The sequence below is a fragment of the Streptomyces sp. ISL-100 genome, assembly GCF_018614615.1.
Lineage (GTDB): Bacteria > Actinomycetota > Actinomycetes > Streptomycetales > Streptomycetaceae > Streptomyces.
On the sequence record NZ_JAGGOK010000106.1, the window covers coordinates 1 to 13,860 of the forward strand.

Consider the following 13,860-nt stretch of genomic DNA (forward strand, 5'->3'; position numbering starts at 1 on the left):
GTGTAGGGGCACGGATCGCACCCTCGGAACGCCTCAGACTCGAGATTTACGCTGGTGAAGCCGCTTCGTATTACAGGTTGAACCGGAACTGTAGATCTGGCGGCATCGTCCCGGGTATCCGGGAGATTCCCCGACCCGAGGCCCCATGCGCCCCTCTGAGCATCACAGCCGCTTCGCTCTCGGGACGGCTCGAACCGTCGCCGGGTCGACTCCGCGTCTGCCAGAAGGCTGCCGAAGGACCCGCACTTCGACGAGCGATTCGACGACCCGGCGCTGGAAGCCCACATCCGCCTCGTCGAAGACGGCTCTTGGATCACGGCAGTCGATCAAGGATCCCAGCCCGGCAGTTCCGAGCACGCGACGGCGCTCTTCCTCCAGCTCGGCGATGCCTGATGCCTCGCGGCTACGAATGCGCGCGACGTCTGCGCCGTGGACGTCACCGAGCTCGAGGTCGCGCACGGCGCGCTCCATTCTCCTGCGGCGCTGCGCGATCTCGCCTCGGATCTCCGCCGAGCGCGGGGCATCCGGGCTCAGGAGGAGCTCCTCCAAGTCCGGACGGACGAGCAGCTGGTGAACGACGCGCAGCACGGAGTCGTCGATGTGGTTGCTGGATCGGGTGAAGTGGCCCCGGGTGCCGCCCGGCGTGCCCGCGCACCTGTAACGGCCGGACTTCGCGCTCACCGGCTGGCCGCAGTGGCCGCAGCGGTAGATGCCCGATCCCAGGTACCGGTATCGCATCGCGGGCTCCGGACGGGCTGCGAGGGACTGGTGATCAAGGCGTTCCTGCACGGCGTTCCACGTGTCCTCGTCGACGAGCGGCTCCCATTCTCCCCAGACGGGGTTCCCGTCCTCGTCGCGCACGATCCAGTCCGACGAGGACGTCCTCGCTCCGGCACGGCCCGCACCGCCGGCATAGCCGGCATAGACGGAGTACCCGGCGTAGCGGGGGTTGCGCAGGACGCCGAGGACCGTGCTCAGCGCCCACGGACCGTCGTCGGGAACATCAGCGGGCTCCAGGCCTGCCGCCAACCGCTTCTCATTCCGCTCGATCGCCAGCACGCGGCTGCGCTTGGGCAATCGCGGAAGTGACGTCACCGCGCCCTCCCCCGACTCGCCCGAGAGCGCCGCGGCCATCGACGCCATCGACGGGCCGTCGCAGATCGCGCACAGGCGGAACAGCTCGCGCACCGCCGCGGCCTCCTCCTCGATCACGCCGCCGGTCGAGTAGCCGAACAGGCGCGTGCCCTTCGGGGCCCGACCGCGTCGAGCGCGCTGCAGCTCGGCCGCGGACCGGCGCGCCGCGCTCCGCTCGACCTCCCCGCGGGCCACGGCGGCCTTGACCCTGGCGTACATCCGCCCCCCGTCGGCCGTCAGATCCGCCTCCCCGTTGGCCGTGACCAGCCGCAGCCCGCGCGCCTCAGCGGCGTCGATCCACTCCTCGAGCTGGCGTGGCTGCCGTGTCAGGCGGTCGAGGTCCCAGCAGATGATCGCGTCGAACGAGCCCGCGAGGTAATCGGCCACCATCCGGTCGTAGTCGGGCCGCCTCTTCGTCTTGTCCGTCGCGGACCTCGACTGGTCGACGTACGTCCCGACCACGATCCATCCGCGATCAGCGGTGATCCTGAGGCAGTCGTCGCGCTGCCGGTCGACGGCGAGTCCGTCCATCTCGCGGTCGAGCGAGACGCGCAGGTAGATCGCGGCGCGCATCGGAGAAGCAGCCATGGAGGAAACCTAACCCGCGTCGGTGACCTTCCAACTCGCCTCACCCAGATGGACTTCGAGAACGCGAGAAGCTGCTCATTGAAACTCGCCTCGTGGCAAACGCTTCCCACCCTCTCTGTCAGCCTTGGAGCGCACTCAGCCCCTCGACCGCGAGCCGGTCACCCGCCGGCTCCCCTCCGCGATCCGTCCACTCCGCCTTCTACCGGGGTCTGTTCGGTTGGGAAACCTCCGATGTCGGCGGCGGTCGTACGGTGCTCACCAAGGAGGGGCAGCCGGTTGCCGGGCTCGCCGAGGCAGCGGGCTCGCAGACCGGGCCACCGTCCTGGACGACGTACCTGGCCACCAGCGACATCGACCAGGGCCTGTCCAGGATCGAAGCGGAAGGCGGGGCGGTCCTGCAGCCCGCCGGCGATGGCTGGGAGGCGCGAACCGCGCTCGCCCGGGACGCGAGCGGTGCGGTCTTCGAACTGTGGCAGTCCGGGGACCGTCCGGGCATGGCTCTCTGGGAGGAGTTTGGCGCACTGATGTGGAGTGAGAACTTCACACCGGATGTGGAGCAGGCCAAGCAGTTCTACGCGGCTGTGTTCGGCCTGCGCTACGCCGATCCGTTCCCCTGGCACTTCGGCGACCCGGCCACCGCGATGGGCACGTACACCATGTTCGCCACCACCGGCGACGGCGTCGACCAGTCCAACGCTGTGGGCTCCCTCGGCCAGTTGGACCCGCATGATCCCGTCGGCCAGCCGCACTGGATGCCGTGCTTCGCCACCAGCGACGTCACCACGACCTCGGAGACGGCGGAGCATCTTGGCGGCAGGGTGCTGAGCGGCCCGTACGACACCCGGTCGAAGCCCTCACCGATGCCCTGCGCTTCGAGACGGCTCCCTTCGGGATCAGGGTCAGCCTGATCGAGCCCGGCCTGATCCGACCGGGTTCGGCGATACGGCCGCCCATACCCTTGCCGGGTCCGCAGCGCCGAGTGGTCCGTACGCCGGGCTGAACGCCGCCGTGGACCGCCAGATGACCGACTCGTACCGCTCCAGGGCCTTGTCCGCGTCGCCGGAGGCGGTCGCGGAAGTGATCGCCCGAGCGGTGACGAGCCACCGTCCCCGCACCCGCTACGTCGTCACCCCGGCCGCCAAGGCCCTCGTACACACCCGCCGCCTGCTCGGCGCCGGCGTATTTGACGCCTACCTGCGGCGCCAGTTCAAGTCCGGCGCCTGATCCGGCCGGCGCGGCTCGGGGCTCGCCGGTCCCTACCTGGCCAAGGAGAGTCCGTCCCCCGTCAGCGCTGCATCGATGTCCTCAGGACGGCCGTGTTTGGTGAAGTGCTCCAGGCGGACCTGGATGAAGACTGCCTTCGCCCGGACCGCTATGGGACCGTCCTCATCGCCGATGCGGGCCTCGGCCTCGCAGAAGACCTTGCGGCGGTGCACGCCAGTGATCTCGGCGCGGATGTGAAGAACGGAACCCACGAGCACGGGGAGGACGAGATCGGTCTCCAGGCGTCCCGTCACGGCGGCCTCGGAAAGATGCCAGTTGAGCGTGCCCAGGGTCTCGTCCATCGCCGTCACCAGGATTCCGCCGTGCACCAGCCCGGGGCCTCCCTGATGGCCGGGCTGCACGGTGAATTCGGCGTTCACGGCCAGGCCCTCCCCCGCTACCGCGGACAGCCGCAGACCCTGAGGGTGGCGTGGACCGCAGCCGAAGCAGTGGTCGTAGTGCGAGGCGAGCGGCGTGCCGGGTGGCGGGGCGTCGGCGGCGCGCTCCGGCAGCACCGCGTCCGGCGGCGCCGTCGTCGCCGACGTTGCCGGTCGGCCCGCGCTCGCGTGCGAACCGATGGACTGGGGCGCGAAGGCAATCACCTCGTTCACGGCCATTCTTCGTTCTCCAATGGCACACCGCGCGCAGCCAGTCGTCGCCCAGGCCGAGCCGGGTGAGTGAAGCGAGGGCGTGGGCGTAGGGGTAGGGGATGTTGGGGTAATCGGAGCCGAACAGAACGCGGTCGCCGAGGCCACGCAGCCGAGGCAGCTCGTCGCGGGGGAAGGGCACGTCCCGCTCGGCCAGGTCGGTGAAGGCCATGGTCGTGTCGAGCATGACGCTCGGATGGCGCTCGGCGATGCGGAGGAAGGCCGCGCAGTCCGGGTGGCCCATGTGGGCCACGATCAGCCGCAGCCCGGGGTAGCGCTCCAGCGGTCTGCGGGCCGGCTCCGGGCCGGTGTGCGCTCCTGGGGCCGGACTGTGTCCGCAGTGGGTGAGGACCGGGATTCAGGCCTCTTGCAGGAGGCCCCAGACGTCGTCGAGCAGCGGGTCGTTGGGGTCGTAGTCGCCGACGTGGAGGTGGGCCTTGAAGATCCTGGCGCTCGACTCGACCGCTTGGCGTACGTACTGCGGCGCGTCCGGTTCGGGGTAGAAGGTGGCGATGTGCAGGCAGTCGGGTGTGGGCGGCGAAGCGGGCGGACCAGGAGTTCAGCCAGAGCGCCATGTCCGGCTGGTGCGGGTAGATCATCGCGGTGAACGCCCGGACACCGAAGGCGCGCAGGCGTGCCAGCCTCTGGCCTTCGCCCATGCGGTAGGTGATGGGCCAGGGCCGCCCCGTGAGCGGTCCGGCGGTGTCGAAGTACTCCCAGACCTTGGTCAGCACCGGTTCGGGCATGAAGTGGGTGTGGACGTCGATGAGTCCGGGCAGGCCGAGTTCCCGCCAGAAGGCGGTCACCTGAGGTATCTCTTCCGCCGGCGGGGTCATGCGGCGATCGTCCGGGCCCGGTCGAGGATGGCGGCGGTGTCGACGCCTTGCGGCAGGGTGCCGAAGGCCCCGCCGTGGTCGCCGCCGAGGCGGGAGGCGCAGAAGGTGTCGGCCACCGCGCCCGGGGCGTACCGCTGGAGCAGGGACGCCTGGAGGACGAGCGCCATGGTCTCGGTGATCCGGCGGGCGCGGTACTCCGCCTCCGCCGGGTCCGCGAGCTGCTTGCGGAGTCCGGCTACGGCCTGGTCGAGGTGCCGGTCGGCGCCGGCCGCACGCTCCACCTCACCGAAGAACGCCTCGACCGCCTCGGGCGCACGGGCCATCGCCCGCAGGGCGTCGAGCGCGGCTACGTTGCCGGAGCCCTCCCAGATGGAGGAGAGCGGGGCCTCGCGGTACAGGCGCGGCATGCCGGATTCCTCGATGTAGCCGTTGCCGCCGAGACATTCGAGGGCTTCGGCCGCGTGCATCGGGGCGCGCTTGCACACCCAGTACTTGGTGACGGCGAGCCCGAGGCGGCGGAACAGGGCTTCGCCCTCGTCCCCGGCCACGGCCCGGTCGGTGGCGCCCGCGAGCCGCAGTGCGACGGCGGTCGCGGCCTCCGACTCCAGGGCGAGGTCGGCCAGGACGTTGCGCATCAGGGGCTGGTCGATGAGCGCCTTGCCGAACGCCCGGCGGTGGGTGGCGTGGTGGACGGCGCGTACGAGCCCCAGCCGCATCCCGGACGCGGCGCCGAGCGCGCAGTCGAGGCGGGTCATGTTGACCATCTCGATGATGGTCGCCACGCCCCGGCCCTCCTCGCCGACCAGCCAGCCGAAGGCCTCGTCGTACTCGATCTCGGCGGAGGCGTTGGAACGGTTGCCCAGCTTGTCCTTGAGCCGCTGGAGCAGGATGCGGTTGCGGCTGCCGTCCGGGAGCACCCGGGGCAGCAGGAAGCAGGAGAGTCCGCCCGGGGCCTGGGCCAGGGTGAGGAAGACGTCCGACATCGGGGCCGAGGTGAACCATTTGTGCCCGGTGAGCCGGTACGTGCCGTCCGCGGCGGGCGTGGCGGTGGTGGTGTTGGCGCGTACGTCCGATCCGCCCTGCTTCTCGGTCATCGACATGCCGGCGATCAGGCCCCGCTTGGTCTCGGGCGTGCGCAGTCCGAAGTCGTACGTGCGGGAGGCGAGCAGCGGCTCGAAGCGGTCGGCGAGCTCGGGGGTGGCGCGCAGGGCGGGCACGGCGGCGTACGTCATCGAGACCGGGCAGGTGTGACCCGCCTCGACCTGGCCCCACACGTAGAATTTCGCGGCCCGCGCGAGGTGGGCGCCGGGCCGGGGCTCCTGCCACGGGGCGGCGTGCAGTCCGCTGCCGACGGCGATGCGCATCAGCTCGTGCCAGTACGGGTGGAACTCCAGCTCGTCGACGCGGTGGCCGTAGCGGTCGTGGGTGTGCAGGGCAGGCGGGTTCTCGTTGACCAGGCGGCCCCATTCGGCGGCCCGTTCGGAGCCGGCGAGGACGCCGAGTTCGTGCAGTTCGGCGGCCGCCCAGTTGGCGCCCTCCCGGGAGAGCGCCTCCGTCAGGGCGGGGTCGGCCGCCGCGTCGTAGCCGTGGTGCGGCGGGACCTGGTTGGTGACCTCATGCGTCGGCGACAACGTCTACTCCAAGGGAGCGCAGGGTGAAGGCGGTCAGAGCGGGGATGACGTCCCCCGGTGCGGCGTCTCCGTCGGCGAGGGGTCCAACGAGGGCCTCGGCGATGGCACCGACGAGGGCGGCAGCAGCGAGTTCGGGCGGTTGCGGGGGCAGTTCGCCGCTCGCGACGCCCTCGGCGATCAGGCCCGCGTAGACGTCCCGGAAGGCCCGCCGGAAGACGAGCCGCTCGGTGTCGACCGCCAGGTCCGCGGGCTCGGCGAGCAGGGCGAAGGCCCGGCGGGGCGACTGAAGGGCCCGGGCGGCGAAGACCTCGACGGCCGCGGCCACCCGCTCGGCGGCTGTTCCGGGCCGCTCCGCGGCGGTGGCCACGGCCTCGACCTCGCGGACCGCCAGAGTGCGGAGCGGCGGCCAGCTCGGACTTGCCGGAGAACGACTGGTAGACGGTGCCGGTGGAGATGCCGGCCTCGGCGGCGATGGCCGCGACCGAGCAACCGGCGTAACCGGTACGGGAGAGCAGGCGGACAGCGGCCTCCAGGATCTGGTCGCGGCGGGCGTCGAGCCGGGCCTGCACAGCAGGAGGACGTCGGTAGGGCACGGAAAAATTGAAGCACTGATTCATTGCTTCATGCCAGCCTCTCGGGGCTGTTCTTCACGCCCGACTCCCCAGGGCCTCTGTTCGCACTTGCCTGGTCCACGGGGAACGGAATGCCGGCCGGCCATCCTGACACCGGCGCCGGGCCCAGCTCCCTGGGGGTGCCGGACACAGACACCTCCACCGCGCCGTCCGGGGACGGCTCCGCCACGCCCACCCGAGGGGTCGGGCCACACGAGGGCAGAGCCGCCCATACCACCACCGGCCCGCCATGGGGGGTGGCGCGCCGGAGCCGATCAGGGCCGAACGCGGTATCGCACTCGGGCCAACGCATCACGCCCTGGCCGAACCCGGGACGGACGCCGCAATGGCGGCGAGGCAACAGTTGGACTGCACCACTCCCACACAAGGCACACCGCGGGTCACCGACCCCGGGACCATCCGAACATCCGGGCACATCCGGATGAGCGGACGGGTTCCCCCACCCCGTCAACAGCAGTTACGATCACTGTTACCTCGCCGCGTCCGTAGTTTGACGAGGTGAATCACCCAAGTCAAGAGGCCCCCCAACTCTCGTTGAGGCCAGGCACTGAACGGACTTGACGCAGCTGCGCACAGAGATCCAACCGATCGAGGTAGCAGCTCCCGAAACTCGTGTTGACACGGGCGCTACGACTTGGTCACGTGGCAGCGCGTCCCGTGGGGGGTGCATGTCCTGCTCACGGTCCCGGGCCAGGCCGTGCAGGCGGAACTGCTGCCTCGACCTTCATGCCCTGGCCTGCGGCCATGGCCGGCCCCGAGCTGCTCGACAGCATCGCCCTGACCGGCCGCGCGGACCTGCCCGACAGTGACCGCAGGCTCTTCGAGCGAGCGAGCCTGGTCACCGCGCTCCTCCTGCTGCTGCGCCGCACCGTCCCCGAGGCCGAGGACCGCGTACGCGGCGAACTCCTCGACGACCTGCTCGCCGAGGACCAGCCCGACAACCCTCGCAACATCAGCAGCCTCACCCTCCGGGCGCGCAAGCTCGGCATTCAGCTCGGGAACCCGCACGAAGTCCTGGTACTCCACTGCGACGGGCCGCTGCGCCAGCGGCTGATGGACGAGACCGCCCGCCGGGCACGGGCGTCCGGCGGGCTGGCCGGCCTCTACAAGGGCCACGTGATCTCATCGCTCCGGCCGGCCACCCCGGGCTCGTCCCGCGCGAACTCGCCCAGGATCTCGGCAGGGCGCTCGGCGCCCCCGTCACGGTCGGATCCGCTGGACCCGCCCAGCTGCCCCGCACCTACGCCGATGCCCTGGTGTGCCTCCGGGCACTCCGCAATCTAGGCCGCACCGGCGACGGATCGTCGCTGTCGGAACTCGGGTTCCTGGGGGTCCTCTTGAGCGACCGCACCGATGTGAACGGCTTTCTGACCCGGGCCATCGGATCCCTGATCGAATACGACGCACAGCGCGGCACCGAACTGGTCCGCGCCCTGGAAACCTACTACGCGGCCGGCGGGAACCTCTCGAAGGCCAAGGACGCGCTCCACATCCACGTGAACACCGTCGTCCAGCGACTCGACCGGATCGCCCAGCTGCTCGGCGCCGACTGGAACAGCCCCGGGCGGGCGCTGGAGGATCAACTGTCCCTCCAACTGCACCGCCTCACGGCTCCGATGGCGCCCCCTTCCCCATAGACGTGCGGCTGAAGCCGATCCGATCCGGGGACCGAAGGATCTCCCAGCCAGTTAACAATCTTGCTCGGGCAAGGGCTGCCCCTCGTTTACGAAAGTAGCTATGCGTGCGGTTCTGGCCGATACCTGTCACGGGGAAAGATCGCCAGTTGCCGACTGACGGGGAAAAGCCGCCACGAGTGAATGTCGCCGGAATATCACCCGTACCGGACTACGCTCAGACAGCCGATCCGGATGAAGGGGTTCCGTAATGTTCTACAGCAGCGGTAACTACGAGGCTTTCGCGCGCCCGCGCAAGCCCGCTGGGGTGGAGGAGAAGACCGCGTGGTTCGTGGGAGCGGGGCTGTCTGGGATGTCTGCGGCGGCGTTCCTCATCCGCGACGGGCAGATGCCCGGTGAGAAGATCACCATTCTGGAGCGGCTTAAGCTAGCCGGCGGCGCCCTGGACGGCATCAAGGAGCCGAAGAGGGGCTTTGTCATCCGCGGCGGCCGGGAGATGGAAGACCACTTCGAGTGCTTGTGGGATCTGTTCCGGTCGATCCCGTCCATCGAAATGGAGGGCGCGAGCGTGCTTGACGAGTTCTACTGGCTCAACAAGGACGACCCCAACTACTCGTTGCAGCGCGTCACGGAGAACCAGGGCCAGGACGCCCGCATTGACGGCCTCTTGACATTGAGCGACAAGGCGCAGAAGGACTTGATCAGAATCTTTCTCGCTACTCGTGAGGAGATGGAGAACAAGCGCATCAACGAGGTCTTCAGCGAAGATTTCCTCAAGAGCAACTTCTGGCTCTTCTGGCGGACCATGTTCGCCTTCGAAGAATGGCACAGTGCGCTGGAGATGAAGCTCTACCTGCATCGCTTCATCCACCACATCGGCGGGCTGGCCGACTTCTCCACGCTGAAGTTCACGAAGTACAACCAGTACGAGTCGCTGGTCCTGCCGTTGCGTACATGGCTGATCGACCATGGCGTCACGTTCCAGTACGACACCGCAGTCACCGACATCGACTTCCACATGACCGCGGAGCACAAGCAGGCCACCCGCATCCACTGGGTCCGTGAAGGCGTCGAAGGCGGTGTCGCCCTGGGCCCGGACGACCTGGTGATGGTGACGATCGGCTCACTCACCGAAAACTCCGACAACGGCGACCAGCACACCCCGGCCAAGCTCGACGAAGGGCCGGCCCCGGCGTGGGACCTCTGGCGGCGTATCGCCGCCAAAGACCCGTCATTCGGCCGCCCCGACGTGTTCGGCGCGCACATCCCGCAGACGAAGTGGGAGTCGGCGACGGTCACCACGCTCGACGCCCGCATTCCCGCGCACATCCAGCGGATCTGCAAGCGTGACCCGTTCAGCGGCAAAGTCGTCACCGGCGGCATCGTCACCGCGAAGGACTCCAACTGGCTGATGAGCTGGACGGTCAACCGGCAGCCACACTTCAAACAGCAGCCCGACGACCAGATCGTGGTCTGGCTCTACTCGCTGTTCGGAGAGGTCCCCGGCGACTACGTGAACAAGCCGATGCAGTACTGCACAGGCGAGGAAATCACCCAGGAGTGGCTGTACCACCTGGGTGTTCCGGTTGCTGACATCCCGGAACTCGCGGCGAGCGGGGCCAAGTGCGTGCCGGTCATGATGCCTTATGTCACCGCGTTCTTCATGCCCCGCCAGGCCGGTGACCGGCCCGACGTCGTGCCGCCCGGGGCGCTCAACTTCGCCTTCATCGGCCAGTTCGCCGAGACGCCGACCCGCGACTGCGTCTTCACCACCGAATATTCGGTGCGCACCGCAATGGAAGCCGTCTACCAGCTTCTCGGCATCGAACGTGGCGTGCCGGAGGTGTTCAACTCGACCTACGACATCCGTACATTGCTCGCCTCGACGAACCGCCTGCGCGACGGACAGCAACTCGGCCTTCCCGGCCCAGCGCTCCTGCGCAAGCACCTGCTCAAGAAGGTGGGCTCCACCCAAATCGGCGAACTTCTACGAGAATTCCACCTGATCCCCGACTAATGAGTGTCCGGTTCACGCGAAGGCCGTGAGCAGGGTGTCTCTCACCCGCCCGCCGGAAGGCGTTCGCCTTCCGCTCGACCAGCGCGAGAGCCGGAGAGATCTCTCCCCGGGCGAACAGCGCACCCATCTGACCGACGACCGCCTGCAGTTGACCAGTGAGCGACTGCGTGGACAGCAGGTCCTCCGCCTCACGGAAGAGGACGAGTGCGCGGTCCGGGTCGCCTTCATGTCTGGCCACGTCCCCAGCCCACACCCACCGGCGTAGTCCAGCTGAGGGTCCGTCTGGGCATCGGCCTCTTCCGCTACCTGCTCCTCGTACTGGTCTCCTTCGCCCTCGCCGCCTACGCGGGTGTACAGCTGCTCAAGGGAGACGCCCTCGGCGTGGCACTGTGGTTCGTCGGGGCGGCCCTCCTCCACGACCTGGTGCTCCTCCCCTTGTACTCGGTGACCGACCGCGCCGCGCAGTTCCTGTTCGGCGGAAGGCCGGCCACCCCGGTCCGGCCCCGGAAACCGAGCGTCAACTACGTTCGCGTGCCCGCCTTCGTCTCGGGCCTCCTGCTTCTGGTCTGGTGGCCGCTGATCCTCCGCCAGGTCGGCCACTACACCGCGGGCACCGGCCTTCCCGCGGATGTCTTCCTGGGGCGCTGGCTCCTGATCACCGCGGCCCTGTTCGCCGCCTCGGCAGCGGCTCTTACCGTACGCATGTGGCTCGCGTCAGGGCCCCGGAGACGCGCGGCACGACATCAGCGGAAAGCACGCAGCGCCACGAAGTGACGGCTCGCGCCGTCGGTCCACCGCTCGACCGCCGTCCAGCCCGATGCCCGGGCGTGCCGTCCAGAGCCGGGGCTCCTACGGACGCCCAGGGGAAGCCGGCGCTCACCGGCCGGCGCCCCGCGTGGATCCTGACGTGCCGGCGCTCGTCATCGTCTCCGGGAGCGGTCTCCACGATGACCAGCCCCCGGCTGTGCACCAGATCCCGGATCCGCCGCAGGAGCCTTCCCGGGTCGCCGCCGATGCCGATGTTCCCGTCAATGAGCAGTGCGGTTCCCCAGCGGCCCTCGTCGGGCAGCGGCTCGAACACCGAACTGCACAGTGCCTTGCCGCCTCGGCACACGGTGGCGATGACGGCGGACGGACACACATCGATCCCGAGCACGGTACGACCCCGCCGTGCCAGCTCTTCGACCAGCCGCCCGGCCCCGCAGCCATGTCCAGCCCCCGTCCCGTACACCGCCGGAGCACCGCCTGATCACCGGCATCGACTCGCGCACGTCACCGCCCCATCTCCAGCGGAAAGCACCATCCGTCCGCGTCACGCAGCGAGAGTTCGCCTCGCCGTCCATGGATCGCTTCCCCGTAGGAGCCGCTGTTCCAGTCCCCAGCGGTATCCACCGGCCCAGAATCAGAGATGCTCACACGGGCTCCCTACGTGCGATCGGGGCAGCCGCACGCGGAAGCAGGCGCCTGCCCTTCATGCTTCGCCGCAAAGGACGGAGGTTCGCCGAGGAGGCTGCTTCCACCCGAACGGCCCATGACACGGTGCACGCAGGAGTCCTCGCGCAAGGCGTTGGACACCGTGATGGAAGACCTGGGCAAGCCGGAACACTCGCCGCCTTCCACCGACAACGGCCGGACCCCGCCTCCTGGCGGAAACGCTCGAGTCCGGATCCGCCGCCCAGACGCGGTCTTTGGTGAACCGGCGCCACGTCAAGGAAGACCCTCCGAGCGTGTCGAGCCGTCGCGGCACAGGGCGAGTCAGCCTCTTTCCGCCAGTCCTCGGCGGTGCCGGTGTCGGCGGCGCGCCAAAGCGGTGAGCAGCAATGCGGCGAAGACCATCGAGATCGCGAGGACACCGATGCCGTCGAGAAGTCCGGCGATGGCGCTCTGCAGTGTCCCTGCCGCGTCGATGACCGGATCGGTGGTCAGCGGGTCTCGCAGGGCTCGGATCTCGTACGCGCCGTAGTACGCGACGTACGAGCCGACCGCGAGCAGCAGTCCGCCGCCGATCCGGGAGGATACGGAGCCGAAACGGCGAAGGCGGGCGACGCGGGCCGTGCGGGTCAGGGCGATGGACAGTGCGGCGGCGCCGACGATCAGGCCCATCCCTGCCGCGTACGCCGTGAACAGTGTGACGCCTTCGATGGTGGATCCGCTGCGGAAGGCGGAGACGACGATGACGAGAAAGGGGGCGATGGTGCAGCCGAGTGAGGCGATGGCGTATGCGGCGCCGAACAGGGCCATCGACGGCAGGGAGCGGGTCACGGTGGGTGCGCGGCGGAGCTTGGGGAGCAGGGTCGGCAGGTCACGGCCGGCCAGGAGCCAGCCGCCGGCCACAGCGAGGAGGAGGCCGAAGGCGATGGTGAACCAGGGCAGATGCTGCTGCACCTGGCCGGCGACGGGTGCGACGGCGAGACCGAAGAGGGCGAACACGCCCGCGAATCCACAGGTCATCGCCGCGGTCGCGGCCAGGGCACGCATGACGGCTGCGGTGCGGGTGGGGGTGTCGTCGCCCAGGACGAGGAGGGAGAGGTAGGCGGGCAGCAGGGCGAAGCCGCACGGGTTGACGGCGGCGAGCATGCCCGCGGTCAGGGCGAGGGCGAGAGGCAGGTCGGACATGGCGATCAGCCCACCAGCGCGGCTACCTTGTCGGCCAGCCCCTTTCCGGCGGGCAGGTTGCCGGTGAAGACGGTCTTGCCGTCCTTGTCGAGGACGACGTAGGTGCTCTGCTGGGTGATCTCGAACTTCTTCCAGATGTCGCCGGCTTCGTCGGACAGGTGGGGGAAGGCGCCGACGTTCACGGAGGCGACGAAGTCCTTCATCGCCGCCTGCTTGTCGAGGCCCGCCACACCGACCACGTTGGCCTTCCCCTGGAACTCGGCCGCGACCTTGGCCGTTTCGGGCCCCTGGGCCTTGCACTTGGGGCACCACGGCGCCCAGAACCACAGCACGGTGGGCTTGCCCGCCAGCGACGCGCCGTCGAACGGCTTGCCGTCGATGGTCGTGCCAGCGAAGCGCAGCGCCGCGGGCACCGCCGCCGGGGTACCGGAAGCTGCTTCCGGGGTCGCGGGGGCGCTGGTCGTCGGGGAGCCGCCCGTGCCGGCGGCGCCGCCGGAGGGGGTGCCGCTCTCCGAGCCGCAGCCGGTCAGGGCGAGGGTCGCGGCGGCGAGGAGGGCCGGGAGGAACGGGCGGGCACGCATGAAGGGCTCCTGTGTTCGGGATCGGCTCCGAATGTAGATCGCCCGGCCAGGCGGAAGGGGCGGATGGATGCTTACGGTTCGGTGACGTCAGCCGGCCTGGTCCTTGAGCCGGTCGGGGTCGAGGACGGTGATACGGCCCCGGGCGAGGCGGATCAGACCGTGTCCGGCGAGGTCGCGCAGGACTTTGGTGGTGGTCTCGCGGGACGTGCCGGCGAGGGCGGCGGTCCTGGGCGAGACGTGCACTGTGCTGGCCATGACGACACGCCCCCAACGCAATGGGT

14 protein-coding genes and 2 pseudogenes are annotated in these 13,860 nt (G+C 69.5%); 6 read left to right on the top strand and 10 right to left on the bottom strand.

Going from position 1 to position 13,860, the window contains the following annotated elements:
* Positions 1-162: 162 nt before the first annotated feature.
* Positions 163-1,722, bottom strand: a complete 1,560-nt coding sequence (locus J7E89_RS36715; RefSeq protein WP_214980389.1) for a recombinase family protein — start codon at positions 1,720-1,722, stop codon at positions 163-165.
* 92 nt (positions 1,723-1,814) lie between these two features.
* Here J7E89_RS36715 and J7E89_RS36720 point away from each other — a divergent pair, with 92 nt between their 5' ends.
* Positions 1,815-2,630 carry a VOC family protein gene (locus J7E89_RS36720; RefSeq protein ID WP_214980392.1) on the top strand — a complete coding sequence of 272 codons (816 nt, stop codon included), beginning with the start codon at positions 1,815-1,817 and terminating at the stop codon, positions 2,628-2,630.
* A 112-nt stretch (positions 2,631-2,742) separates the two neighbouring features.
* Entirely contained in the window at positions 2,743-2,946 is a 204-nt protein-coding gene (locus J7E89_RS36725; RefSeq protein WP_214980394.1) for a hypothetical protein, read from the top strand.
* Positions 2,947-2,978: 32 nt separating this feature from the next.
* Here J7E89_RS36725 and J7E89_RS36730 read toward each other — a convergent pair whose 3' ends face one another.
* The 5 genes and pseudogenes from J7E89_RS36730 to J7E89_RS41500 form a co-directional block, all read right to left on the bottom strand.
* Positions 2,979-3,602: a PaaI family thioesterase gene (locus J7E89_RS36730; protein WP_214980396.1), complete on the bottom strand. Its 624-nt coding sequence runs from the start codon at positions 3,600-3,602 to the stop codon at positions 2,979-2,981.
* 13 nt (positions 3,603-3,615) lie between these two features.
* Positions 3,616-4,468: pseudogene (locus J7E89_RS36735) on the bottom strand (amidohydrolase family protein); the annotation flags it as partial.
* The gene (locus tag J7E89_RS36740; RefSeq protein WP_214980398.1) at positions 4,465-6,099 is read right to left on the bottom strand and encodes an isovaleryl-CoA dehydrogenase; all 1,635 of its coding nucleotides are present in this window, start codon (positions 6,097-6,099) and stop codon (positions 4,465-4,467) included. The gene J7E89_RS36740 and the pseudogene J7E89_RS36735, both read right to left, overlap by 4 nt.
* A complete protein-coding gene (locus J7E89_RS36745) occupies positions 6,083-6,466 on the bottom strand; it encodes a hypothetical protein (RefSeq protein WP_308315721.1) in 384 nt (127 codons plus the stop codon). Before J7E89_RS36745 ends, J7E89_RS36740 begins: the two co-directional genes overlap by 17 nt.
* Before the next feature lie 91 nt (positions 6,467-6,557).
* Positions 6,558-6,716: pseudogene (locus J7E89_RS41500) on the bottom strand (TetR family transcriptional regulator); the annotation flags it as partial.
* Between the two features lie 759 nt (positions 6,717-7,475).
* On the opposite strand from J7E89_RS41500, the gene J7E89_RS41505 reads away from it, so the two are divergent.
* From J7E89_RS41505 to J7E89_RS36760, 4 genes are all read left to right on the top strand, one after another.
* Positions 7,476-8,015: a hypothetical protein gene (locus tag J7E89_RS41505; RefSeq protein WP_251061582.1), complete on the top strand. Its 540-nt coding sequence runs from the start codon at positions 7,476-7,478 to the stop codon at positions 8,013-8,015.
* A 53-nt stretch (positions 8,016-8,068) separates the two neighbouring features.
* Entirely contained in the window at positions 8,069-8,368 is a 300-nt protein-coding gene (locus J7E89_RS41510) for a CdaR family transcriptional regulator (protein ID WP_251061583.1), read from the top strand.
* Between the two features lie 247 nt (positions 8,369-8,615).
* Positions 8,616-10,382 (top strand): oleate hydratase, encoded by a 1,767-nt coding sequence (locus J7E89_RS36755; protein ID WP_214980400.1) that lies wholly within the window; start codon positions 8,616-8,618, stop codon positions 10,380-10,382.
* A gap of 270 nt (positions 10,383-10,652) precedes the next feature.
* Entirely contained in the window at positions 10,653-11,156 is a 504-nt protein-coding gene (locus tag J7E89_RS36760) for a hypothetical protein (protein ID WP_214980410.1), read from the top strand.
* Here J7E89_RS36760 and J7E89_RS42565 read toward each other — a convergent pair.
* From J7E89_RS42565 to J7E89_RS36780, 4 genes are all read right to left on the bottom strand, one after another.
* Positions 11,074-11,613, bottom strand: coding sequence for a methyltransferase domain-containing protein (locus J7E89_RS42565; RefSeq protein ID WP_374196977.1), 540 nt, complete (start codon positions 11,611-11,613; stop codon positions 11,074-11,076). The two genes, J7E89_RS36760 and J7E89_RS42565, sit on opposite strands and share 83 nt — an antisense overlap.
* Positions 11,614-12,137: 524 nt before the next feature.
* Positions 12,138-12,998 (bottom strand): cytochrome c biogenesis CcdA family protein, encoded by an 861-nt coding sequence (locus J7E89_RS36770; RefSeq protein ID WP_214980404.1) that lies wholly within the window; start codon positions 12,996-12,998, stop codon positions 12,138-12,140.
* Positions 12,999-13,003: 5 nt separating this feature from the next.
* Complete coding sequence (locus J7E89_RS36775; protein WP_214980406.1) at positions 13,004-13,579, bottom strand: redoxin domain-containing protein; 576 nt, start codon at positions 13,577-13,579, stop codon at positions 13,004-13,006.
* An 87-nt stretch (positions 13,580-13,666) separates the two neighbouring features.
* Positions 13,667-13,860: helix-turn-helix domain-containing protein (locus J7E89_RS36780; RefSeq protein WP_214980408.1), on the bottom strand; the 194-nt coding region annotated here is incomplete at its 5' end.

Excerpts from the sequence above, each read along its gene's own strand:
- J7E89_RS41505 (WP_251061582.1), top strand. The coding sequence starts at position 7,476 with ATGGCCGGCCCCGAGCTGCTCGACAGCATCGCCCTGACCGGCCGCGCG.
- J7E89_RS36770 (WP_214980404.1), bottom strand. The coding sequence starts at position 12,998 with ATGTCCGACCTGCCTCTCGCCCTCGCCCTGACCGCGGGCATGCTCGCC.
- J7E89_RS36755 (WP_214980400.1), top strand. The coding sequence starts at position 8,616 with ATGTTCTACAGCAGCGGTAACTACGAGGCTTTCGCGCGCCCGCGCAAG.
- J7E89_RS36775 (WP_214980406.1), bottom strand. The coding sequence starts at position 13,579 with ATGCGTGCCCGCCCGTTCCTCCCGGCCCTCCTCGCCGCCGCGACCCTC.
- J7E89_RS36725 (WP_214980394.1), top strand. The coding sequence starts at position 2,743 with ATGACCGACTCGTACCGCTCCAGGGCCTTGTCCGCGTCGCCGGAGGCG.
- J7E89_RS36730 (WP_214980396.1), bottom strand. The coding sequence starts at position 3,602 with ATGGCCGTGAACGAGGTGATTGCCTTCGCGCCCCAGTCCATCGGTTCG.
- J7E89_RS36715 (WP_214980389.1), bottom strand. The coding sequence starts at position 1,722 with ATGGCTGCTTCTCCGATGCGCGCCGCGATCTACCTGCGCGTCTCGCTC.